The organism is Shewanella sp. SP2S2-4 (genome assembly GCF_031932025.1).
Lineage (GTDB): Bacteria > Pseudomonadota > Gammaproteobacteria > Enterobacterales > Shewanellaceae > Shewanella > Shewanella baltica.
Genome location: NZ_JAUOER010000027.1, coordinates 17,778 through 41,788, shown reverse-complemented (window position 1 = coordinate 41,788; position 24,011 = coordinate 17,778). Strand labels below are relative to the sequence as shown.

Here is a 24,011-nt window from a genome sequence, read left to right as displayed (position 1 = left end):
ATTTTTAGACTATTTATGACGAAATAAAAGCCATTGATATACCTAAATTGCATATAGTGTCTTTTAGACACTATATGCAATTTAGGTAACTGAATAGGAAAAAAGCTGTTGAGTAATATCAAAACCTAAAACATAAGCAGTTGTCATTAGCCCCATGAAAACGCGTTTCAATCTGCAACGACTTTGATCAACATTCTAAATTTCTTAAGAATCGGTACGATGCGGTATCGGGTTTCAAGCGGTATAAATTCGCAGGACGCCCCCGTTCAGTGCGCTTCAATCCGGTATCGATCAATAAATCGGCCTGTTCAACCCGCCGACGAAAAGATTTACCTTGGATAGGCTTACCCAGTAAAACTTCATGTACATGCTGCAGTTCTGGCAAGGTAAAAGGTTCAGACAGTGCAAAGCCTGGCACTAAAGAATATAAGGCTTTCTGTGTTAAGCGTTCCCGCGCTTGCTCAATTAACTGCAGATGATCAAACGCTAATGGCATCTGTAACACATCCTCTAACGGCCACCACTTAACATCACTCACTGAATCAATTTGGATTTGGCAGGCTTGATAACTCATCAAGGCGGTGTAACACACAGTCACGGACCAGCCTCTTATATCACGGCCACTATTACCCACAGTGCATAGCTGCTCAATATAAGGTGGCACTACCGCGGTTTTCTCATGCAGTTTACGTAATACGGTTTGTTCTAAGGATTGATCGCAATTTTCATCTATAAAGCCTCCGGGTAATCCCCACAAACCTAAAAAAGGATGGTTTGAACGTTGCACTAAGAGTACTTTAAGCTGCTGATTATGGTAGGTAAACAATACGGCATCCACTGTCAGTAGCTGAGCCTTGAAAGCCTTAGGATCGTAATTGGCAAGATATTCCGCTTCAGTCATGAGTATTCCCCATCATTCAATGTCATAAGCTTAACTTAGGCATGACACAGCTTCAAACACATTATGTCTTAGCGTCACTAAGTAAATATCCTGCACCGTGGACTTAGCTACTTTAGCCAAATTTACGCTGATAACGCGGCAACATGGTCTCATTCCCTAATATTCCGCCTTGATGCAAATACATCACATGACCTAATTCACTACGCTGTAAGTAATCCTCAAGCACAATAAAACCTAAGGGATCGTAGAGTAGTTCAAATTGAATACCTGAGGCACAAACGCGCTGCCACATGGCATAAAATTCTGGGTAGAGTTTACCAAAGTGATATTTTTTGCCGACATTCACTATCTGTGGATGCTCGAGAGTATTTGGATTAAGCATAGAGAATTGCAAACGTAAATAATCATCGCCGCCCACCACAGCGCAAGTCACAACGCGAATCGCCGTTTGCTGACGAATAAAGTACTGATTTAAAAATAACGCCGTCGTCCCCGTCCCCGACGGTAAAAATACCGTTAAATCGACTAAATCATTCGCCTGCGCAAATTGCACTATTTCTTGCGCTAATACATTTACCCCGTATTCAGCGTAGGAACAGCGCCCGCCCTCTGGGATAAAAAGCGCCGTAGATTCATTCGCGAGTACCTGAGTCTCGATATACTCTTGGCAACTCAGTCGTGCACCACCCGTTTGTAAAGCAGGCTCAGATCTAGCATTAATCTCTAACAAAACCTGAGGTTCAGATTGCGACTGAGTAAACGTCTGCTTTTGCGCCATTAACTCACTTAAGTCGATAATATTGGCGCCATTTGCCAATGCCGCAGCGTAATTCCCCGTGGGATGCTTGACTATTTGACTGGCAATATGGTCAACATAAAAATCACACTGCCAGCCTTTCATCTTGGCCAATGTTGATAGGGAATACAAAGAGTTCGCTAAGGGTGAGCCGTGGCCTATCACCTTGTTGATGCCTGCAAACTCATGATCTAAAAAGTAGCCGAATTTACGTGCTTTATTGCCGCTAAACGCTGGATGCAATAAATCATCACGTTTTAGAAATATTTCTCGACCAGCAAAGGCAAAAATATCGACGGGGGAATTTGCAAACATCAGGCTACTCAAACGATTAAATACTCTGGCTTTTAAGCCATTGGATGGAATAGCTAGTTTAACGCCACCTTTGATCTTCTGCTCTTAAGAAATTAGCAATTTAGCGAAGAATTAGTGAAAATCACAAATAAAGCTTAAACGGATAGCCCTAAGCTATTGATTATTTAAAATAAAATAATTGGCACGTTTCTCGCTTACTCATTGGCATATATTCAGTTTATCAAAGCTAACAGCATTCATTACAGCTGACGATAAAGGCTAAAAAAGTAACATAAGGAGTTTTCAATGGCAGTATTACGCTTAATATTCAACATCGCTTGGTTTGTGCTCGGTGGATTTGTGATGGGACTCGCTTGGTGGCTCGCAGGTATCCTGTGTTTTATCAGCATTATTGGTATTCCCTTTGGCCGCGCCTGCTTTGTTATCGGTGAAATGACCTTCTGGCCCTTTGGCCAAGAACAAATCAGCCGTCGTCACTTGACCGGACGTGACGATTTAGGCACAGGTGCCCTAGGCATGGTGGGAAATATTATTTGGTTCTTGCTGTTTGGGATCTGGTTAGCCATAGGTCACCTGGTCCATGCCTTAGCCTGTTTTGTGACTATTATCGGTATTCCCTTTGGAATACAGCATCTTAAACTGGCGTTACTCAGCCTAACACCGATAGGCCAAACCGTTGTGGCTAAAGCCTAATCGATTATGAGTTAACCGTCTTAGCGCTGTTCATTGCCGATGATTTACTGTCGATGATTTACTGTGGAGAATGGATAGCGCTTTTTCATCCCACACTGAAAATATCGCCTCGTTAAAAGCCATTTCTTCCTCCAGTAAATCGTTGCAACTGTATTGAGTATGGGCATATTGCGCATGGGCAGGTTCATCATCCTCTTGAACCTCAGCTTGCGGCTTAGTCGGCTCCACAATTGCCAACAGATAGTGTGCCAGTTTTGCAGGGGCATCAATGGCCGCATCATGACCGCAATACGCTAATACTATCAAATCCGTGTGAAAGTGCTGTGCCAAGGCTTTGCTCGATGCCATGCTCACCAAAGCATCACGGTCGCCACAGAGTACACTTATCGGCACTTCCACGGTCAATGGACACTGATATTGAAAAGCCGCCCACAGTTGCCGCCAGGCGTTACGAATAGTTGGCGACGATTGGCGGCGAAATTCACTCCATTCGGCAATTAAACTGCAGTCTCGCCGATGACGAAAACTGGTTAAACGCACTATCGTCGACTCGATGGGATGTAAGGCTTTACCTCGAGCCCGCAAGAAAAACGCCTTCAATGCATTCAGTGGATTAAATCTTTGATACCAAGCAGATAAATTTGCCGCACTGCTGTTTAGTACAAATACATGCCTTATCTGCCAAGGTCGCTGACGCGCCATTTCCAGCGCTAACATACCGCCCATAGACAAACCGAGAAGGTAAATGGCTTCTCCTTCTTGTACCTGCTCATCCAATTGCAGCCACACGACATGAGCATAGTCAGCAATCTTAAGCGGACTGGCCTCGGTTGATAGCGTTCCATTGCCCGGCAAGTCAGGAGTCAGTACTCGCAGCCCCTTTTGTCGCAGTCGCTGATCGAAGCCATTCCAGTGGCGCTGATCACGCATTAATCCCCGCAATAACACCCAAGTTGTCATGACTGTGGCTCCCGATACCAATACTGCCGCGCGCACTCAGTGAGTTCAGTCAAACGTTCAGGCGTTAACTGCTCTAACGATTGGGCGTAGGCCGCTTCCATCATAAATTGCATCAGCACTGTGTGCCTGCGTAAAATTCTGTGGTGACGATGTGTTTTCTGCGGATTGAAAAAACCTGCAAAATTAAATATTTGTCTGGGGTTTTTCTTTATCCAAGCCCAGGATCCCATCTCCAATGTCAAAGGCAGAAACGGTACCTGAGCATGGGGATCGGCCACTTGATGTTGGCGATAGAGGTAATCCCAAATATCCCCATGGGTGCGATAAAACTGACTCTGGGGTGCGAGCCGATAATGGCCATGATGGGGATAACTCTGTTCAAATAATTGTTTTAGATAAAAAATATAATTGGCATTTTCGAAGGCGGTACGGGTATGGGCGTAGGGGAACCAAATATGATCACTCAAGCCAAAGCCTGAGTGAGCATCGAGGGAAATCAAACTGGTGCTGCGGCTCAGCAATTGCTGTACATAGGCAACTAAACCGGCGGTTTCAAGCTCCATTCCCCCCATGCCGCGATACCAAGGCAGCCGCGACGATATCCGCTGTCCTCCGACCATAAAAGAGACTTTTTCGCTAGATTCTATCGGGGCGTTACGCATCAAATCCACTTGATTGCCATTGCCCCGCGTTCCCATAAATAAACCAACGGGATTCACCACAGGCACAAAAGCTAACCGCACGCCCGTTAACATCTGTTGTAGATGCTTATCCCACACCAGCCGCTGCAACAAACTGTTCAGCAATGCCAAGATGACTTGAGAGCCAATACGTTCAACCCCATGCACGCCGCCCACAAAGAGTACTGTCGGACAGGGATTATCTCCTCCGCCCAGTTCAACACTATAGAGAGGAAAATGTTCGTGACGAAATGGGATGTCGGCAAGAATTTGATACTGCAACTTAAGATGATGAGTATCAATGAGTTGTTGCAGCGTATCTAACTCAAAGGGAAGTTTATTCATGTCACCTTAATCAAAAAATGAGAGAGCAACTCATGCCGTTAAGGTGATGCTAATAGTGAACAAAGACAGAATGATGACAAGCGGAATATCTGATGTAATTTTAAGAGGAATAGGCTGAAAATAGAGGAAAAACTAGAGAGCACACTAACCTAAATCATGCATTAGTCTTCACGATACAGTAGCTCTCCAATGATGGTTTCGACGTCAATTTGCGCCAAGCCTTGGTCGAAAATATCTCGCCAACGTCGACCTTCTTCGGTATTACGAAACGCGATATAAAGCTGCTTATTCGCTAAAATTTGGCGGTTGATTTGTAGTTTTTCCGCCAGCGGCTGCAAGGGCTTTTGCTTAAGTAAATAGTGCAGCACGTTGACATCGATTACCGCCGCATCAATACGGCCGGCGGCCACTTTCTTAATATTGTGCTCATCTGAAGTCACCGCTTCAGTCGGCTGAACGCCTGTGGTAATCATGCGATCTAACGCCTGAGTATTCACGTAATCTTTCACCACACCTAAGGTATAGCGATTCAGATCTTCGACATAATTCCAACTCACAGGATGGGCTTTTTGCTCCACCAGTCCCAAAGGACCGTCGCCAATCGATTTAGAAAAAACAAACTTTTCAGTCTCAAAATAATATTCAGGAAAATAACCCAGATAGTCTGAATTAGGCATACTGGCGAGCTTTACTGCGCGGCTCCATGGGTAAAAATCCACTTCTAATTGGTGCCCCATCACTTTGAGCGCCGCCCGCGCCACAGCAATACTCGCGCCCTGCTCTGCTAACTGCTGCCCCGAATAAGGCGGCCAAAGTAAGGATGTCAGCATTAAGGTATCCGCCTTCACTGTGCTCAATCCCATGGAGGAAAGGCAACACGCAAGGAGCATTGAACGCCATCGAACCATTTGGGACTCCTTAGCCTGCAGAATGGATTGACTACTAAATCATCGACAAATTGAGCTTTAGTTTTTATCTGCCAAGATTTTTTCTCTGGTTTTAGTATAGCCATGAAGCCACTGCGGGGAAGTGAAGTTTTGTTACAATTAGGCTGACGACATAAGCTGCCAATAAATGAGCAAAGGATTAGACTGAAAACTGATATACAGTTAGCACACAACTGATAGTCAGCTGACAGTACAGCTTGATTCGATTAACTCACCATGAGGCCAACTCCTATGCGCAAAGTTACCTTTTTCAATCTCGCGCCGTCCTCCCATGCAAAAGGCGCGATAACTAAAGCGGGGATCACTTTGATTGGCGCAGCTTTAACCTTGCTCGGGCTGGTCTTTTTACTCTTACCCGGCCCAGGTTTACTCTTGATTATCTTAGGATTGGCGCTGCTCAGCACACAATATGCGTGGGCAAAGCTGGCGCTGCGTCGCAGTCAGCGAAAGTTAACTCAAAGTGCGGCTTGGCTTGATGGCATGACTCGTCGACTCTTCCGTTAACTCGTTAAGTTGTCGGTTAAACGACACCTATAGACTGAATAAAATTCAAGCCGCATTGCGCGGCTTGAAAGTCAAAAAAGCAGGCTCGCCAAATCACATCACTTAAGCATTAATATCTTCATATAACTCTTGATACATCAGCTCGCGCATTTTGAATTTCTGAATTTTCCCCGTCACTGTCATTGGGTACTGTTCCACAAACTTGATGTAACGCGGTACTTTAAAGTAGGCAAACTTCTCAGTAAGGAAATGACGAATATCTTCCTCGGTAATCGTCGCGCCAGAGCGGACTTTGATCCAAGCACACACTTCCTCACCGTATTTATCGCTTTGAACGCCAAAAACAGCCGCATCCTGCACATCTTTATGGGTGTAAAGTTTCTCTTCAATCTCACGGGGATAGATATTCTCGCCACCGCGAATGATCATATCTTTAATGCGACCCACAATTTGCACATAACCTTGCTCATCCATTTGGCCGATATCGCCAGAATGTAGCCAGCCCGCACTGTCTATGGTCGCCGCCGTTTTTTCGGGATCGTTCCAATAGCACTGCATAATGCAATAACCGCGACTACAGACTTCACCGGGTTGATTAATTGGCAACACTTCACCAAATTCGTCGACTATTTTCACTTCGGTATGGGGCAGAGCACGGCCAACGGTGAGCACACGTTTCTCAACCGGCGAGTTGATTTCAGTAATATGATTGAGCGGACTGCACTCAGTCTGACCATAACCAATCAGTACTTCCTTCATATACATGAGATTTTGTACACGGCGCATCACTTCTTCTGGGCAAGTAGCCCCCGCCATCACGCCGGTTCGTAAAGAACTCAAATCAAAACGCGTAAATTCAGGATGCTCAAGCTCGGCAATAAACATGGTCGGTACGCCATGTAAAGCGGTGCAACGCTCTTGCTCAATCACTTGCAATGTCGTCAAGGGATCGAAGGATTCGCCGGGGAACACAGCCGCGGCGCCTTTGGCTAAGCAGACTAAACTGCCGAGTACCATGCCAAAACAATGGTATAAGGGCACAGGAATACAGAGTTTATCGTGGCAGGTAAACTTCATCGCCTCTGCGACTAAATAGCCATTATTCAAAATGTTATGGTGGGATAAGGTCGCACCTTTCGGGCTACCCGTCGTGCCAGAGGTAAACTGGATATTAATCGAATCATACGGGCTTAATGCTTTACCGATACTCTCGAGTGCCGCCTTGTCATCGGCGGTCACATCGACGAGCAGATCATCAAAATTCAACATGCCGACGGATTTTTCAGCGCCCATACGGATCACAAACTCGAGCTCAGGAACAGCCTTCGCCTGTAATTGACCAGCAGGGCAAGAAGTTAGCTCAGGCGCCAATTCGTATAGCATTTCGAGGTAATTGCTGGATTTAAACTTGTCGGCACAAATTACCGCGCGGCAACCCACGTTACTCAGCGCATATTGCAACTCTTCAGGCCGATAAGCGGGGTTAATACACACCATGATGGCGCCAATTTTAGCGGTCGCATATTGGGTTAAACACCATTCAATATTGTTGGGTGACCAAATGCCCACTCTATCGCCGGACTTAATACCGAGTTTTAATAATCCTGTGGCGAGCGCCTCGATTTGAGCGAGATATTGGTGGTAATTCCAGCGGATATGTTGATGATGTACGACAACGGCTAATTGGTCGGGATACGTTGCCGCAATCTCATCAAGATACTGACCTATGGTTTTCTCAACGAGTTTCGGTGATCGCACACCATGAAACTCGCTGACGTTGAGCGGACTGATAACTTGGCTTGTTGGAACTGACATTAAGGCCTCCGTGCATTTATTATTATGGTTAGCGAGGTCCAAACTAACCAATCCACGGATCATGTCACAAGCAAAAAAGCACTTTATTAGACTAAAGAGTAAGATAATCGATTAAATAACAATCCATTAAAGTGCGGGGTTAGCGACTGATAAATTCAAGATGAGTACTCGACTTAGGCACATTTAAACTTTGCAAGCGCTCAACAATGGCCAGTAAAATCCCTTGGCGGCGCATATTTTCTAACACGCCAGGGCTAAAGACCTCAAGTCGCGTCATGGCGGTCAGCAGCAACTTGCATTGTGCTATGCTCGCTTCACGAATGTAGGCGGGTTTATCGACTAAGTAACTGTTGTTATACCAATAGTCCCAAGTGAAATTTGCCAATAACCAACCTTGTGTAGTCAGGTCATTAATAAATTCCAGCATCCGCTCATGGCTTAGGATCACATCACCGGCTGTAAAATCCTTAAGATATTTAGTGTATAAACCACAGTCGGACGTCATTGTTGAAGTTCCCATAACACACCTCACAGGTTTTGATTGCCACTGCTGCCACAACTTGTATGGCACCAATCACAAACCGAGATCGAATTTGACGCTTTGCCTTAGTATCGAGAATCTGCATAAGGCATACCAAATAAGATTGCTGCCCACAGGCTAAGCCACCTTATCTGAACCGAAACTTAATCAAACTCACAATGCTTGATATGAGTGACGAACTGGGGTGTTCGATAAAATTAAGATAAACTCAGGGATATTGAAGCGCTTAACGGCAACTATGAATAAAGGAAACAAGATGAACTACTGGCTTATGAAATCGGAACCCGACGAATTCAGCATAGATGATCTTAAGGCTTGCCCGAACCAAACCGAAGCTTGGCATGGGATACGTAACTATCAGGCGCGTAACTTTATGCGCGATGAGATGCAGATTGGCGATCAGGTATTTTTTTACCATTCAAGCTGCAAAGTACCCGGTATTGTTGGTATCGCTGAAGTCGTGACAAATGCGTATCCCGACAGCACAGCCTTCGATCCCGAATCTAAGTATTTCGACCCTAAGTCAGATCCTACTAAACCAAGATGGCTACGAGTGGATATCCGCTTTGTCGAAAAATTTAACGATATTATTCCCTTAAGCTTGATGAAAAACCTGCCACAATTGGCTGACATGTATTTAGTGTCTAAGGGCTCAAGGCTGAGTATCCAACCTGTGACCGCCGAACAATGGCAAGCTGTGCTAATGTTAACCCCTTGAGTCAAGCATCTCGACTCAGTAACGTTCAGCTAAGGTTCATTTAGTATCGCCTATTGTTGGCCGCATCAAGCATTGCCGCTGCACTAACTCAATGCACTCTCAACGCCCCTTTGGAGCACAGATGAATAAATCAACGTCAGTGGTTATCGCAGGACTCGTGCTCAGCTTAATGGCACCTATCTCAGTTTTTGCTAAAGATGACCATGAACACGAGCACCACAAAAAAGAGAAAGGCTTACCACCTGGATTACAGAAAAAGGTCGACCACGGTGAACGTTTACCACCCGGTTGGCAGAAAAAACTCCATCGTGGTGATGTGCTTGAGCATGATATTTATGACCGCGGTCGTATCATAGTGCCCTTAGACAGAGATGGCATTATTAGCATCCAAGTTGAAGGCGCATTGATCAAACTCGATAACAACAGTCGTAAAATCCTCGATATCGTCAATATCATTACCGAATAGTCACGCATGACATGCGCGAAATGGCTAATCATTGCAGTTTTATTAGCACGCCCAGTTCTAATTAGGGCGTGCCATCATCCCAAATCATGATGCTTACACAACCCTATCCCCTGTCTGTACTTCTATTTATCCCACAATTCCTCGCGAGTTAATGACTACAGTTACAATTAAGCAACATACTGATATTTATCATATCTTTACTATCAGACGCTTGGTCACCTATCGGCTGAATGCTAGACTCAGCCAGTGCTAATATGCGTATAAACTTAAATGAAATTTCTTCGGCGGTACTCAAGGTTTTAGCCTGAACAGAAGGCTAAGCCCCTGACATCAAAGCATTGGTATCAAGCTCTTTGCATAAAGTTATAGCATCGAACCGAATCAGATAAGCGTTATCAAAAGGTACTCACGCAGCTAAAGTAACCAAAGCAGCCAAAGCAACGACTAATGCAACTAACGTAAAACCTTAACGACACTCATAGTATCCCTATAATGACCGCAGACTAAAGCTGGATTTTGACAATGGAACACACTTCACTTCAACGGGTTAAGCAGGCGATTATTGCGGGATTCTGGGCATCACTCGCCAGTATTTCTGTGGGTTTTCTCTTTAAGCTTTGGTTAGCACAATGGGTTGCTAAAGCAGATCTGGCTCTCTATCACACGGTTATCGATATTATCTCACTGTCGCTGATCCTGATGACAGGATTTCGCTCCTCTATGGTGGTGACTTACTCCCAGACCAAGCAAGATGTGGATATCACCAATATATTCCGCTACAGCTTGATCGCTATGGTGCTGCTGACATGGGGCTTAGTCTTGCCCTATATCAAACACAAACTTCACCTTAACGTTGAATATTTTCAATTGGTTGGCATTGTTTTGAGCATGGGGCTCAAGGTGTATTTTACCAATCAAATCGCTATGTACCGGCTATATGCCATCTCCAATCGAGTGACTTGGCTGGAACCGATAGCGCAAGTTACCAGCTTTTTCTTGTGTTTCTATGGGTTAAAACAAACGGCCATAACCTCACTCTTTTACAGCATGACACTGTCATCGCTCATCGTTGCCTTATATATGTACTTAAAACGGCGCAAAGATATCGCCACTCCGCCCTTAAGTGCGGTGCATTTTGATACGGGCTTACGCAGTTTCATGAAAAAAAGCCTGACAGCGTCCATGGAAGCGGGTGCCAGTATCTTGATGATTTACATCACAGTATTGCTAACCATTGCCTATTTCAGCATAGATGAACTGGGTGATTTCCAAGTGGTGGTGCGGCCGATGATCACTTACCTCACCTTGCTGTTTGTCTTCCCCATCTACCGCTTTGTGCTGCCCGAAGTGGCAGTGTGTGTACGAGAAAAACGCTTTGATGAAGTGCAACAAATCAAGTCATGGCTGACTAAAGTCTCCCTGTGGATCAGCGGGGTGTTTTTCGTCGCTATGATATTCGCGAGCAAGCCATTGGTGGCTTGGTTATTCCCCGAGCAATACATTAAAGCGGCCCCTGTATTAATGCATTTCTCCATGTTTTTTATATTTATGATGCTCAACGGCTATCAGTTGGCCTATATCAAAGCCCACGGCTACTTTACCCAAAGCCTACTCATTCGCCTTGCTGGTATCGCAGTGCTGGTCGGTACTTTCTACGCTTACCGCCTATATACCGAGAATGTCGTCGCAGTAATTTTAGCCTTGGGAACAGGCTATTTAATGATGTATCTGATATCGAAACTGGTGGAAAGACGCATTCAGCAGAGTCTTAACAACGGCCAAACACAGCCTTAACGACAGCTAAGAACGCTTAAAACGATGAAGGAAATGGACACCTTGCAACTAAAAAGGCATCCCAGAGGATTATCTGGAATGCCTTAAGAAGAGACAGCATGATTACTAAATGGTGCTGTGATTGATAAATCGATTCAACTTAGGGCTTAACGCCCATCAAGCATGCGGCCAAGACCACCAAGCACTGAACCTTCACCGCGATCACTGCCACCCGCAGATGGGGCATGGGCGATAATGCGGTCTGCCATTCGTGAGAACGGTAAACTTTGCAGCCAAACCGTGCCGTGACCTTTTAACGTCGCTAAAAATAAGCCTTCGCCGCCAAATACCATGGATTTTAACGAGCCTGCGCGCTCAATGTCGTAATCTATCCCAGGCGTAAATCCAACCAGACAACCGGTATCAACCCTTAAGGTTTCGCCTCGCAGTTCTTTCTTCACTAAGGTGCCGCCCGCATGGATAAAAGTCATGCCATCGCCTTGTAGGCTTTGCAGAATAAACCCTTCGCCACCGAAAAAGCCCGTGCCTAAACGGCGATTAAATTTCATCGTCACCCGTGTACCTAGCGCCGCCGCTAAAAAACTGTCCTTCTGACAGATAAGCTCGCCGCCATATTCGGCTAAGTCGATCGCAAGGATTGTGCCCGGATAAGGGGCAGCAAAGGCGACTTTGCGCTTTTGGTTGCCTTGATTGGTAAAGTGAGTCATAAAAATGCTCTCACCGCTTAACGCCCGCTTACCCGCGCCCACCAACTTGCCAAAAAAGCCTGACTCAGGTTCAGAACCATCGCCCATTTTGGCCTCAAAGCTAATGTCTTGCTCTAGGTAGTTCATCGCGCCCGCTTCGGCGACCACGGTTTCATTAGGATCGAGTTCCACTTCAATCAACTGCATACTGTGGCCGATGATTTCATAATCCACTTCATGACAACGTCTAGACATACTGTTCCCCTTAACTGTCAGTTCCTTGTTACTAGCCTTTAGATTGACCCAGATGGACAACTCTTTAGCTATCGCGGCTCAATTTCACTCTTCATCACGACCTTAATCTAGATCTAAGCTCAGTCTGAATTTAGGCCTTATTTTAACTCTCAATCTAAGCCTTAATCTGACCTAGGCATTAATCTATGACATAAAATGTCAAAATGCGATAATTTTATGCGATGACTTGTATCAAAAGATGACAAGTGAAGACTTATCAACCCAAACCCACACCATTGAACTGCTCAGCCTTAGCAAACTCCTCTAATATCAACTCGGTAAAAAGTTGTCCCGCACGGCCTAAAGGCCGCTCTAAGGTCGAGACGAGCTGTGGAATAAAGGTATACCGGCTGCCACCGACAAAGTCGATTTCAACTAACTCACCCTTCTCCAACTCTTCTTGTACGAGAAAGTCTGGCAACCAACCAAAACCTAAACCTTTTAACAAAGCGTTCTTTTTCATGATAAAGCCTGAAAGATAAAACACTTTATCGCCGCCAAATTGCATTTCATCGCGGTAACTTTTATTGGGCGAAGAGTCTTCGATAGTCAATTCCACGTGTTGCTGCAGTTCAGACAAACTAATTTCGCGAATAAAAGATAAAGGATGCGAAGCACTGGCCACCAGCACACTGGTGATGGCTGGCAAAGGTTGCGGATGATAATAGGGGCCAGTGCGATAATCTTTCACTAACATCAAGTCGGCATTATCCCGCTCGAATCTATGTTGTACGCCGCCTAAAAATTCCATATTGAGCTGAATTTTAGTGGGGATTTGATGTTCAGCCATACGCTTTAAAGCCGTCATAATTGGCTCCATCGGCAAGGCTCCATCTATCACTAGCTCTAGCTTTGGCTCCCAGCCTTCACTGAAACGGCTGGCAAGATGTTCAATGTTTGCAAGGTGTTGCAACAATCTTCGCCCCTCGGCCAAAATCACCCGGCCCTCTTGCGTCAGCTCTGCACGATATTGCTCACGGCTAAAAAGTTGCACACCTAAGTGCTCTTCTAACTTTTTAACTTGATAACTCACCGCCGATTGCGCCTTGTGTAACCGCTCCGCCGCCTTGGCAAAACTGCCCTCTTCCACCAGCACTTGCAGCACATTAAAAGCATCAATATCGATGCGCATGGTCACTCCTTGGCTCTTATGAACATGTCACGGAAACACTACGATTCGTAAAGATTAGAATACCATCTAATTTTTAGATTGAGATAACGGATTTATTATTCTTTTTTTTGTTCATTCAAGCAACTAAATTGATAACAAGATCACACTAATGCAACTTGCAGCATAACGACCAGCGATGTAGGTAACCCTGCAACGCAATATTGAAGGAATAACCATGCCATTTTATGTGAAACAAGGCCAGATCCCCCATAAGCGCCATATCGCATTTGAAAAGGAAAACGGCGAGCTTTACCGTGAAGAGTTGTTCTCAACCCATGGTTTTTCCAATATTTATTCCAATAAATATCACCACAACATGCCAACCAAAGCGTTGGAAGTAGCACCTTACAGCCTAGGCCACGGTGCCAATTGGGAAGACTCGCTGGTCCAAAACTATAAACTCGATTCCCGCGATGCCGACCGTGAAGGTAATTTTTTCAGCGCCCGTAACAAGATTTTTTATAACAATGACTTAGCACTTTATACCACCAAAGTCACCGCCGATACCGACGAGTTTTACCGTAACGCCTATGCCGATGAGGTGGTTTTTGTCCACGAAGGTGAAGGCACACTCTACAGCGAGTACGGCACGATTAAGGTCCAAAAGTGGGACTATTTAGTGATCCCACGCGGCACGACTTATCAACTTAAATTCAACGATTACAGCAATGTGCGACTGTTCGTTATCGAGTCATTCTCTATGGTGGAAGTGCCTAAGCATTTCCGTAACGAGTATGGTCAGCTATTAGAATCGGCACCTTATTGCGAGCGCGATTTACGCGTACCTACATTGCAAGATGCTGTGGTTGAGCGCGGCGCCTTCCCCTTAGTGTGTAAGTTTGGCGATAAATACCAACTCACCACACTTGAATGGCATCCCTTTGATTTAGTGGGTTGGGATGGCTGTGTTTACCCTTGGGCATTCAACATTACCGAATACGCGCCAAAGGTAGGCAAAATCCATCTGCCGCCTTCTGATCACTTAGTCTTTACTGCCCATAACTTTGTGATTTGTAACTTCGTGCCGCGCCCTTACGATTTCCACCCGAAATCGATTCCAGCGCCTTATTACCACAACAACATCGATAGCGACGAAGTCTTGTATTACGTCGATGGCGACTTTATGAGCCGTACGGGCATTGAAGCGGGTTACATGACCTTACATCAAAAAGGCGTGGCCCACGGCCCACAACCGGGCCGCACTGAAGCCTCAATTGGCAAGAAAGAAACCTATGAATACGCAGTGATGGTGGACACGTTCGCCCCACTGAAATTAACCGAACATGTACAAAATTGCATGAGCAAAGACTACAACCGCTCTTGGCTAGAAGACTAGCCCTAAGCCACCAGCGCACCAAAAAGGTTGCGTATCCCAAGGTAATAAAAGGGATAAAGAGTGTCGGCGGTTGAACTAAAATAATGAGGAAAACATCATGGCAAGCGAACTAAATCCACTGGGCTTATTAGGTATCGAATTCACGGAATTCGCCAGCCCTGATACTGATTTTATGCACAAGGTCTTTATCGACTTTGGTTTTTCACTGCTGAAAAAAGCCAAGAACAAAGACATCCTGTACTACAAACAGAATGACATTAACTTTTTGCTCAACACTGAGCGCGAAGGTTTCTCAGCTAAATTTGCTAAATCCCACGGCCCAGCCATTTGTTCTATGGGCTGGCGGGTAGAAGATGCCGGCTTTGCCTATCGCGTTGCCGTTGAACGTGGTGCAAAACCCGCCGATGATGCCAATAAAGATCTGCCTTATCCTGCGATTTACGGCATTGGCGACAGCTTGATTTATTTCATCGACACCTTTGGCGCAGATAACAATATCTATGCCGTTGATTTTGAAGACTTAGACGAGCAAGTCATCACTCAAGAGAAAGGCTTTATCGAAGTCGATCACTTAACCAACAACGTCTACAAAGGCACAATGGAACATTGGGCTAACTTCTATAAAAACATTTTTGGTTTTACTGAAGTGCGCTACTTTGACATCAGCGGCGTACAAACCGCGCTGGTATCCTACGCCCTGCGCTCGCCAGATGGCAGCTTCTGTATTCCGATTAACGAAGGTAAAGGCAGCGATAAAAACCAAATCGATGAATACCTGAAGGAATACAATGGCCCAGGTGTGCAACATTTAGCCTTTAGAAGTCGCGATATCGTTAAATCTCTGGATGCGATGGAAGGCAGTTCAATCCAATGCTTAGACATTATCCCTGAATACTACGACACCATATTTGAGAAGTTGCCGCAGGTGACTGAGAATCGTGAGCGCATCAAACATCACCAAATTTTGGTGGATGGCGATGAATCCGGTTATTTACTGCAAATTTTCACTAAAAACCTGTTCGGACCGATTTTTATCGAAATCATCCAACGCAAAAATAACTTAGGTTTTGGTGAAGGCAATTTTACTGCTCTGTTTGAATCGATTGAGCGGGATCAAATGCGCCGCGGCGTACTGTAAGTTTTCATCCTGCTAATAAAAACCGGTACGCACTGCGTACCGTTTTTGTTTCTATAACGATCTAAATCGTCATTTAAATCACTATCAGCATTGACGCCAATCACTCGGCATCGACCTTCCTGCATTATTCCACATTGATGGGTTTGATAACCTTACAAGGGTTGCCAGCCGCCACACAGTTCGCCGGAATGCTCTTATTAACTACGCTACCGGCACCGATGACACAATTATCGCCAATGGTCACACCGGGCAACACAGAGACGTTACCGCCAAGCCAGACATTATTGCCGATTTGAATTGGCGCGCCGTATTCCGTCGTTTGCCGCGCGATGGGATCAATCGGATGCGTTGCGGTAGAAATCATCACATGGGGACCAAACATCACGTTATCGCCAATCGAGACTGAGCAAACATCCAATATGGTTAGATTATGATTAGCATAAAATTGTTTACCAATATGGATGTTATAACCGTAGTCACAAAAGAAATTAGGCTCAATATGGGCGCAGTGTTGAATATCGAGCAGGCCACGAAGGTGATCCATACGCGCATCAAGCTGAGTCGGTTCGGCCAGATTAAACTGATGGCAAACGGATTTCGCCCGCATCCGCTCAGCCAATAGCTCATCATTCCATGCCTTATAGGGCTGACCCGCCAACATTTTTTGTTTCTCAGTCATCGTATTGTCAACATTCCATCCATGATGACCTAACCCTAACAATCGATTAATGAAAGTTCAAGAACTGCCTTATATGCTATTGAATGAACTACCCATCTTGCTGACAGAACATTTAACTAACAGCCAATGTGAGTCACATTCAAGAACTCGATTTCAATCGAGAGAAAGGTCGTTGCCTTTGTTCGTCATCACAATAGAGTTCTGCAAATAAATACACTAGACACAAACTGTTCAGCGGCATGACAGGATTTGTCCAAATCATTCGGCTGTGACGCCCTGCTTCACCGAAGATTTCAAGCAATAAATCCGAAGCCCCATCGAGCGCTTTAGGATGTTCAAAGCAAGATTGATGCACATTTAACACCCCTTCCAAGCGATAAATTTGTTTTATCCGCGAAAGCTCACCGCAAGCCTGTTTCAATTGGGCAATGGCATTTAGGGTCGCAAGACGACAGGCAGCGTAGCCTTCGCTCACAGTATGATCGGCGCCCAATTGTCCTTGATACTGAAGCTCGCCCTCTAAATAGGGAAACTGACCCGAAGTCATTAACTGACTGCCGACAATTGAATAGGGTTCATAATTCCCAAGAGCCGCAGCAACCTCAGGTAGTTCAAGCCCAGCCGCCACAAGCCGCGATTCAGGTGTGATCATCATAATGTCACCTCCTGATATGAGACTTTCGCAGGATTAAGCAACGGGGCTAACCAGGTCGTCAAATGCTGAGGATTGACTGTCAGCCAGTTCGCAGCGGCCTCATCTTCCGTCATTCCTTGTCGATTAACCGCATAATCGAGTTCTGCAACCATTTGATTCGATAATACTATGTTATCAAGTACCTGAATTTGTGCGGGCGAGAAATTAACCACTAACTCGCGTTCACGGGCGAGCAATACCGCTTTATCTTTTCCCCCGAGTAAACCTTTGGGGTCCTGAAGATCGCGAATACCGTATTGATGGTGTAAAAATTGTGGATGCCACAAAGGAACGATCACCCACTCGTTTACCGCTACGGCAGACTCAAAAGCGGCGACACAGTCGGCCTGAGTGCCTGTTCTAAATTGATAACCCGCCGCCGTTAATCCATATTGCGTCATGATAATTTTAGAAAATCGCGTGATCCCCGCCCCCTCACCAATCCCTTGAATGATCGGCCGCATACGTTGCTGCACGTCAGGCTTGAGTAAATCCTCAATGCTCGACACTTGCTCAGCAGGCACATAATCGGGTACGCCCCAGAGCGCATAGGGCTCATAATGTAGCCCGAGTTGCCGCGTAGCAATTCGCTCTTCGACACCTTGTCGATAAATCCCATGGCTATGGGGCAACCATGCTGAACACAGCATATCCACTTTGCCTTCGCCTAGCTGCTCAAAATTAGCCTCGTGCAATGCATAGCTTCGTTTAACCTCTTTGCCCATAATGCCTATCACATGGGCCACCACAGCGGCGGTGACTCGATGAAAACTTAAGTCCGTCACTCCCATGCGAATCTTCGGCTTACCCTGTGAGCTCTCCATATTTGTACTCGTATTCAATGAATTCATACCTATCACACCTCGAGGAAATAATGCCAATGATGCCAAACTGCCCAATCCCAGCGTTTGTAATAGTTGCCGTCTGAAGGCATTAATCTCCGCCATGTTCAGGCTCCTTGGTGTCTGAAATAGCGAGCCTATCCATCACAATTCCAATGATGGCGTTGTCTTTTGCATAGGGGAATATCATCTCTACTTTGATGCCATTCGGATCTTCAAGGAACAACTGATGCTCACCAACCTCAGGCACGATTCGTTCCTGAAAAATCATCCTCTGCTGGCATAAATGCTGCTGCATCTGCTGTAAATCCTTGCCACGAAACGACAAATGGTCAACACGTCCCGAGCCATAAATATTTCTACTTTCCCCTAAGTAGGCCTCTAGCGCCTGATCGCCCGCTTCCACTAAATGCAGAATGGGTTTATTTGATGCATAGAGCCAATGTCCGGGAAAACCAAACTGTGGCCGCCAACCTAATTTCAATCCAAGGATGTCTTGATAAAACAACAGCGTTTCAACCAGTTTGGGCGTTCTGATAGTAAAGTGATCCAATCCGACTATGTTCATAATGTCATCCTCTGGGTGTCGTGACTCAGTGACTCGGTATAACCAAGTGCGAATCCAAACCGTTTTAATCCGCAAAAATCGTGTGAATAAATTCAGTTAAGATAAGCACTTGGCGTAAGGTTATAAAATTAATTGATGAGATTAATTGTTCGGATTAATTACCACGAACGCCCGCCGCTAACGGCTTAAAACGGAAAATATAATAAGGTGGACTGTTTTCAGCTTTGCCATTATTTAATGGCGCCGATAACGGTAATTGCGCAGCCCCAGAGTACAAATAACCTTGCTTGCCATAACTCACACCGTCGGGCCAAACCATACGTTCATCATGGACATAAGTGCGATACTGGCGAGAATCAGCAGGGATCACGCCAATTGCCCGCTCTCCCACTTCCGTTAGATACAAATTATTCGCTTCATCAATACTTAAGCCACCGTTGTCGGGCTTATCGGCATAAGCCTCCACTTTGGCAGAGAGTGCCGCAGGCGTTAACGAAGGATTGATGAGATCTGTCATCCGCACACGGTAAACTTTGTCTTTATTCATCGGGGCAAAGTAGAGCCATGTTTGGGTTTTATCTAAAGCAATACCATCGGCACCCACATAGACTTCAATCTGCTTTCTATCTTTTGAGTCTTTATCGATAATCAGTGGCCGCTGTAAGTCTGGCATCACACTGTTATCACCCTGTAATAGGCGCCGACTTTTCCCTGTATTTAAGTCCACAACCACCAACGCAGCCTTTTCACCAATGGGACCCGTGCCAATCCCCTCATCAGCAATCACAATCGCTTGGTGTCGAGATGAGATAACAAAGTCATTATGTTGTGACTCAGGAAGAGAGACTGGCGCGGGCAAATGAATAATGCGATCTAATTGGTTTTTCTTGGTATCCCACGCCACTAATTTAGGCTCAATACGTGGCGCCTGCTGGCCAGAGTCTAATAGCCAAACTCTGTCTTGATCGTCGGTTCGCAGCCCCAACACCCAATTAAGGCAAGTGTCAGGTTCTTTCGCTTTGCCCTGCGGATCATGGCATTGCTGCCAATCCGAATTAGGGAATGGCTTAGTACTACCATCCGCTAAAAGCTCTGCCACCTTAATGTTAGGTTGATAGAAAGGGTGATAACTGAAAATCAATCGATCATCTGATGTGAAAGTAATACCGCCCACAGCCCCATCAAGTTCGGCAAAGACTTCCATTTTTGCCAGCGGCTCAGTCTGTGTCGCCCATGAGTGAGAACACAACAAACTGCTTGCCAGTAGAGTAAAAGCCTTTGATAACATGGGGTATGTAATGCGCGTAGATAATATGGTCATCTTCATTCCTCCTAACGTGGGCCAGCTAAAAGCGTTAAACTTGCTTCGCCTAATCTATGCTGCCAAAGATAGAATCCCACCAAAGCGGGTGTTGATCCCTTGTCTATCGGCAACTGCGCCACATCCAAAGCATGCACTGTCCATACATAGCTGTGTTCACGTCCCTCTGGTGGACAAGGTCCAAAGAATCCAGGTTTACCTAAATCGGTATTAGCTTCAATGGCACCACTGGGTAGCGCTCCACCATTCACACCACCAGCGAGAGTCGATGCTTTTGCAGAAATGTCATACACAACACGATGCCAAAAACCACTGCCAGTAGGTGCATCTTTGTCATAAAAAGTGACAGCAAAACTTTTGGTGCCAGCAGGTGCATTTTGCCAAGTTAAACTCGGCGCGATATTGTTACCCGAACAACCAAATTGATTCCAAAAATACTCAGGAGGGAAGCTTGAATTATCGGCAAGATTACTTTGTAAACTAAACACTTTGGTACTGTTGTCAGCCATAACGTTATTAATGCTGGCAGCCAAAATAACACTCAGTAAGAATGTATATTTACTTGCAGATAGAGATGATTTGATCATATGCAGAATCCATTATTAAACTGTTCTATAACAGTTATTGATAATTAATTTAAGAATGGGGTTAGCATATCAATCAAATAAATATTGATAAGTCGTGTCTCGCTGATATGAGTTTCAAAAATTATTAGATAATCTAAACATGCTTCAGCATTATTTTTCGATTATAGTATTGGCGGCACGAGTGAATGAATAACGGTAAGCCGCAAGATAACGATAATTAAGCGAGTAACCTAATGACCGAACAAGAATGCGCTATGACTCAGGCAAGCTATCAGCCTTGGTTCCCCGCAGAAAGAAAGCTTAAACCCCATCCTGATTTGAGCTGCAGATTAGAGGGGTTATCCTTGACCTTACTGTGGCAAGAGCCTAATGACAGTGCGTTCTCGATGGAAATTCATTTCCCAACGATCGCAGGAATTCTGGTGATTGATGAATCAAGTTATCAAACTTGTTCAAATAGTATCCATGTTAATCTGAATGATGATTTAGGCAGTAATATCAATAATGAAAAAATCAATACGCCATTCCCTATCGATACCGATTTAAATATGACAAACCCATCCAGGTCCTATTATTTTTCTTTACCTTGGCCAATATGGAAGTCGGTAAAAAATGCACGTCGTCCTTATTATGGCGAATTAGGCGAACATATTTACCAGAGTCTATACAGTTATTATATTGTGGGTGCCGATAGCGTGTATTTGATCGATACTGAAACAAAACCTGAAATCAAAATCTTATCTTGTTAGCAGCAGGATGACTCTGCACATAATTCACGCCAGTGCACTAACCGCTCACACCCCAAATGGGTAACCGACAAACAATATCGTTCGCTAACACAACCGATTACATTTATGTGTTGTCAGGCCAAAACAAGCGCATTGGCTAAACCCGCGGTTTTCATTACACTATCGGCCTTCCCATCTTCACCCAAGACAGACCAAACCATGCCAGATTTTGCCTTACTTGCAGTGTTTATCCCGACCTTCTTCTTTGTTTCTATCACCCCGGGCATGTGTATGACGCTCGCCATGACCTTAGGCATGAGCATAGGTGTGCGCCGCACCCTGTGGATGATGCTGGGTGAACTAGTAGGGGTGGCGTTAGTGGCGACAGCCGCCGTGATGGGCGTTGCCAGTATCATGCTCAACTATCCCGAAGTCTTTCAAATCTTTAAATGGGTTGGCGGGATTTATTTAGGCTTTATCGGCGTACAAATGTGGCGCGCCCGCGGTAAGATGGCCATGTTAAGCGATGACGACACTAACCCCAGAGCCAGCAATTTAACCTTGATCTCCCAAGGCTTTATTACCGCCATTGCCAATCCTAAAGGTTGGGCATTTATGGTGTCGCTACTGCCGCCTTTTATCAATGCCGAGCGCGACGTTGCGCCGCAGCTGCTCGCACTGCTGAGCATTATTATGGTGACCGAGTTTACCTCTATGCTCGCCTACGCCAGCGGCGGCAAAAGCCTGCGTATTTTCCTAAGTCGTGGCGATAATATTCGCTGGTTAAACCGCATTGCAGGCAGCCTGATGATAGGCGTGGGCGTGTGGTTAGCCATGAGCTAACATTCATAGCCAATATTCATAGCTAACCGTTTGAATTAACAGCTTAGATAGAACTGCTTAGGTTGTACTACATAGGTTGAACAAGCACGACATAAATGAGAGCCCAATAATGTCCCGTTAACTCGGTCTTTTATTAGGGCTCTTTTTTGTAGGGCAAAACAGCTCGCATCTGCGCCATATATTGCTGCATTTGCTGTGCTTCTTGCTCAACAAAGTCGGCAATCGCCGCCCTAAATCCTAAGTGGGCGATATTATGGTAGGAATACATTTCAACAGGTTCAAAGCCGCGCAGCACCTTATGCTCGCCCTGTGCGCCCGCATCAAACATCTGGAACCCATGTTCAATACAGTATTGAATACCTTGGTAATAACAGGCCTCAAAATGCAAGCCGTCGAGCTCAACCGTTGTGCCCCAATAACGGCCATATAAGCATTGCTGCACTAAGGCATGCTCGCCTTTGAGATACAAGGCGCCTGCTACCATCTCGCCCTTACCATCCTCGACCACCAACAGTAAAACTTGTGCAGCAAGTTGTGCCCCCAACTGCTGAAAAAAGGTTGGCGTTAAATAGCCGCGATGACCGGAGCGTTTAAGGTAAGTTAATTGATAACACTGAATAAACGTCTGCCATTGCGAAGCAGTAATATGTTCACCTTCGACAAAGTGAAACTTAAGATTAAAAGGCTGTAACTGCGCCCGCTCCTTCAAGATATTCTTACGTTTGCGCGAACTAAAACCCGCCAGAAAATCATCAAAGTCACGATAACCGCGATTATGCCAATGGAACTGAGTCCCTAAGCGTTTTAACAGCGGATTGGGCGAGCCTTCAAATAACGGTGTTTGGCTTGGGGTAACAAATAAGCTATGCCATGAAGAAATTGGGCTGTCGCCCTGCTCTTTAACGCTTTGTACTGATCCATCAAGATCAGCTTCATCAACAACGGGCTGATCGACAACGGGTTGATTAAGCTCTGACTCATCAAAAACCGCATCACCTTTCTCTAAAGCACAGGGCTCTAACGCAAACAGCTCTGATGTCAGCCGACGATTCAATGTCAGCAGCAGTAATTGCGCCACGCGCAGTTGCTCAACGCTATCGAATGCAGAATGAATGCCCATCCTGCGCCCTTGCACTGGGGTAAAAGGAATCGCATTCACCCATTTAGGATAATAATCGAGTCCATGGCGCTCATAGGCTTCGGCCCACGCCCAATCGAACACATACTCGCCGTAGGAGTGAGACTTTTGATACAAAGGCATCACCGCCACCAGCGATAATGGATTGAAGTGCTTAGCCGCTTGCCGACTTATCAGGGCTCCTGCAGCCAAAGGCGACAAGCTTTTATCGGTACTTACGACATCATTTAATCTGTCACCCACATCAAACACGCATAAATGCCGCGGCGTCCAACCCGTTGCAGCGCAGGCCGAATGGCTTTGCTCTAGTGCCAACAAAAACTCATGGCGACAGAAGGGATTCGCCTCCCCCATAACGGCATTCCACGCACTGGCCGATATGTCCGACATTGAGCTCGCAAAGGCCAAGATAAGCTGTCTCATTGGGTAAATTCTCGTCCTTTACGGATCTTAACTAATATACAAGGTTGCAATTAAGCCTAATTCTCGGCACATTGCATAGCCATAATGA

Annotated in this window: 24 protein-coding genes and 1 pseudogene; 9 read left to right on the top strand and 16 right to left on the bottom strand. The window is 45.5% G+C overall.

Annotated features, from left to right (window positions below):
• Positions 1-187 precede the first annotated feature (187 nt).
• Entirely contained in the window at positions 188-901 is a 714-nt protein-coding gene (locus Q4Q54_RS18195) for an NrtR DNA-binding winged helix domain-containing protein (RefSeq protein WP_311989194.1), read from the bottom strand.
• A 112-nt stretch (positions 902-1,013) separates the two neighbouring features.
• Positions 1,014-2,012: a pyridoxal-phosphate dependent enzyme gene (locus Q4Q54_RS18190; protein ID WP_311989193.1), complete on the bottom strand. Its 999-nt coding sequence runs from the start codon at positions 2,010-2,012 to the stop codon at positions 1,014-1,016.
• Between the two features lie 285 nt (positions 2,013-2,297).
• Here Q4Q54_RS18190 and Q4Q54_RS18185 point away from each other — a divergent pair, with 285 nt between their 5' ends.
• Complete coding sequence (locus Q4Q54_RS18185) at positions 2,298-2,705, top strand: YccF domain-containing protein (RefSeq protein WP_006086172.1); 408 nt, start codon at positions 2,298-2,300, stop codon at positions 2,703-2,705.
• Between the two features lie 4 nt (positions 2,706-2,709).
• Here the strand turns inward: Q4Q54_RS18185 and Q4Q54_RS18180 are convergent.
• From Q4Q54_RS18180 to Q4Q54_RS18170, 3 genes and pseudogenes are all read right to left on the bottom strand, one after another.
• Positions 2,710-3,665: pseudogene (locus Q4Q54_RS18180) on the bottom strand (alpha/beta fold hydrolase).
• Positions 3,662-4,690: a M14 family metallopeptidase gene (locus Q4Q54_RS18175; RefSeq protein WP_311989192.1), complete on the bottom strand. Its 1,029-nt coding sequence runs from the start codon at positions 4,688-4,690 to the stop codon at positions 3,662-3,664. Before Q4Q54_RS18175 ends, Q4Q54_RS18180 begins: the two are co-directional and overlap by 4 nt.
• A 161-nt stretch (positions 4,691-4,851) precedes the next feature.
• Positions 4,852-5,598, bottom strand: a complete 747-nt coding sequence (locus tag Q4Q54_RS18170) for a transporter substrate-binding domain-containing protein (protein ID WP_311989191.1) — start codon at positions 5,596-5,598, stop codon at positions 4,852-4,854.
• Positions 5,599-5,868: 270 nt separating this feature from the next.
• Here Q4Q54_RS18170 and Q4Q54_RS18165 point away from each other — a divergent pair, with 270 nt between their 5' ends.
• The gene (locus Q4Q54_RS18165) at positions 5,869-6,141 is read left to right on the top strand and encodes a PGPGW domain-containing protein (protein WP_259571760.1); all 273 of its coding nucleotides are present in this window, start codon (positions 5,869-5,871) and stop codon (positions 6,139-6,141) included.
• Between the two features lie 102 nt (positions 6,142-6,243).
• Here Q4Q54_RS18165 and Q4Q54_RS18160 read toward each other — a convergent pair whose 3' ends face one another.
• Positions 6,244-7,956 carry an AMP-binding protein gene (locus Q4Q54_RS18160; protein ID WP_311989190.1) on the bottom strand — a complete coding sequence of 571 codons (1,713 nt, stop codon included), beginning with the start codon at positions 7,954-7,956 and terminating at the stop codon, positions 6,244-6,246.
• Between the two features lie 139 nt (positions 7,957-8,095).
• Positions 8,096-8,476: a DUF6508 domain-containing protein gene (locus Q4Q54_RS18155; protein WP_006082114.1), complete on the bottom strand. Its 381-nt coding sequence runs from the start codon at positions 8,474-8,476 to the stop codon at positions 8,096-8,098.
• 277 nt (positions 8,477-8,753) lie between these two features.
• On the opposite strand from Q4Q54_RS18155, the gene Q4Q54_RS18150 reads away from it, so the two are divergent.
• The 3 genes from Q4Q54_RS18150 (at position 8,754) to Q4Q54_RS18140 (ending at position 11,475) form a co-directional block, all read left to right on the top strand.
• Positions 8,754-9,215 carry an EVE domain-containing protein gene (locus Q4Q54_RS18150; protein ID WP_311989189.1) on the top strand — a complete coding sequence of 154 codons (462 nt, stop codon included), beginning with the start codon at positions 8,754-8,756 and terminating at the stop codon, positions 9,213-9,215.
• Positions 9,216-9,336: 121 nt separating this feature from the next.
• On the top strand, positions 9,337-9,681 hold the full coding sequence (locus Q4Q54_RS18145) for a hypothetical protein (RefSeq protein ID WP_107404328.1): 345 nt from the start codon (positions 9,337-9,339) through the stop codon (positions 9,679-9,681).
• A 522-nt stretch (positions 9,682-10,203) separates the two neighbouring features.
• The gene (locus tag Q4Q54_RS18140; protein ID WP_311989188.1) at positions 10,204-11,475 is read left to right on the top strand and encodes a hypothetical protein; all 1,272 of its coding nucleotides are present in this window, start codon (positions 10,204-10,206) and stop codon (positions 11,473-11,475) included.
• Between the two features lie 146 nt (positions 11,476-11,621).
• On the opposite strand, the gene Q4Q54_RS18135 is transcribed toward Q4Q54_RS18140, so the two are convergent.
• Positions 11,622-12,416 (bottom strand): TIGR00266 family protein, encoded by a 795-nt coding sequence (locus tag Q4Q54_RS18135; protein ID WP_311989187.1) that lies wholly within the window; start codon positions 12,414-12,416, stop codon positions 11,622-11,624.
• Between the two features lie 256 nt (positions 12,417-12,672).
• Positions 12,673-13,587, bottom strand: coding sequence for a LysR family transcriptional regulator (locus Q4Q54_RS18130; protein WP_311989186.1), 915 nt, complete (start codon positions 13,585-13,587; stop codon positions 12,673-12,675).
• Between the two features lie 214 nt (positions 13,588-13,801).
• Here Q4Q54_RS18130 and Q4Q54_RS18125 point away from each other — a divergent pair, with 214 nt between their 5' ends.
• Positions 13,802-14,962, top strand: coding sequence for a homogentisate 1,2-dioxygenase (locus tag Q4Q54_RS18125; protein WP_107404327.1), 1,161 nt, complete (start codon positions 13,802-13,804; stop codon positions 14,960-14,962).
• Between the two features lie 97 nt (positions 14,963-15,059).
• Positions 15,060-16,100 carry a 4-hydroxyphenylpyruvate dioxygenase gene (gene hppD, locus Q4Q54_RS18120; RefSeq protein WP_115334367.1) on the top strand — a complete coding sequence of 347 codons (1,041 nt, stop codon included), beginning with the start codon at positions 15,060-15,062 and terminating at the stop codon, positions 16,098-16,100.
• 124 nt (positions 16,101-16,224) lie between these two features.
• On the opposite strand, the gene Q4Q54_RS18115 is transcribed toward hppD, so the two are convergent.
• From Q4Q54_RS18115 to Q4Q54_RS18090, 6 genes are all read right to left on the bottom strand, one after another.
• On the bottom strand, positions 16,225-16,779 hold the full coding sequence (locus tag Q4Q54_RS18115) for a sugar O-acetyltransferase (protein WP_311989185.1): 555 nt from the start codon (positions 16,777-16,779) through the stop codon (positions 16,225-16,227).
• Between the two features lie 139 nt (positions 16,780-16,918).
• Positions 16,919-17,434 (bottom strand): Atu1372/SO_1960 family protein, encoded by a 516-nt coding sequence (locus tag Q4Q54_RS18110; RefSeq protein ID WP_311900423.1) that lies wholly within the window; start codon positions 17,432-17,434, stop codon positions 16,919-16,921.
• A complete protein-coding gene (locus Q4Q54_RS18105) occupies positions 17,431-18,420 on the bottom strand; it encodes a glycine betaine ABC transporter substrate-binding protein (RefSeq protein ID WP_311900422.1) in 990 nt (329 codons plus the stop codon). The genes Q4Q54_RS18110 and Q4Q54_RS18105 overlap by 4 nt, the downstream gene beginning before the upstream one ends.
• Positions 18,407-18,883, bottom strand: a complete 477-nt coding sequence (locus tag Q4Q54_RS18100) for a VOC family protein (RefSeq protein ID WP_311989184.1) — start codon at positions 18,881-18,883, stop codon at positions 18,407-18,409. Before Q4Q54_RS18100 ends, Q4Q54_RS18105 begins: the two co-directional genes overlap by 14 nt.
• Positions 18,884-19,037: 154 nt before the next feature.
• Positions 19,038-20,204, bottom strand: coding sequence for an L-dopachrome tautomerase-related protein (locus Q4Q54_RS18095; protein WP_311890650.1), 1,167 nt, complete (start codon positions 20,202-20,204; stop codon positions 19,038-19,040).
• Positions 20,205-20,215: 11 nt separating this feature from the next.
• Complete coding sequence (locus Q4Q54_RS18090) at positions 20,216-20,791, bottom strand: YbhB/YbcL family Raf kinase inhibitor-like protein (protein WP_311989183.1); 576 nt, start codon at positions 20,789-20,791, stop codon at positions 20,216-20,218.
• A 233-nt stretch (positions 20,792-21,024) separates the two neighbouring features.
• On the opposite strand from Q4Q54_RS18090, the gene Q4Q54_RS18085 reads away from it, so the two are divergent.
• Positions 21,025-21,540, top strand: coding sequence for a hypothetical protein (locus tag Q4Q54_RS18085; RefSeq protein WP_311989182.1), 516 nt, complete (start codon positions 21,025-21,027; stop codon positions 21,538-21,540).
• Between the two features lie 198 nt (positions 21,541-21,738).
• Positions 21,739-22,362, top strand: a complete 624-nt coding sequence (locus Q4Q54_RS18080; protein WP_006082123.1) for a LysE family translocator — start codon at positions 21,739-21,741, stop codon at positions 22,360-22,362.
• Between the two features lie 133 nt (positions 22,363-22,495).
• Here Q4Q54_RS18080 and Q4Q54_RS18075 read toward each other — a convergent pair whose 3' ends face one another.
• Positions 22,496-23,923 (bottom strand): GNAT family N-acetyltransferase, encoded by a 1,428-nt coding sequence (locus tag Q4Q54_RS18075; RefSeq protein ID WP_311989181.1) that lies wholly within the window; start codon positions 23,921-23,923, stop codon positions 22,496-22,498.
• Positions 23,924-24,011 lie beyond the last annotated feature (88 nt).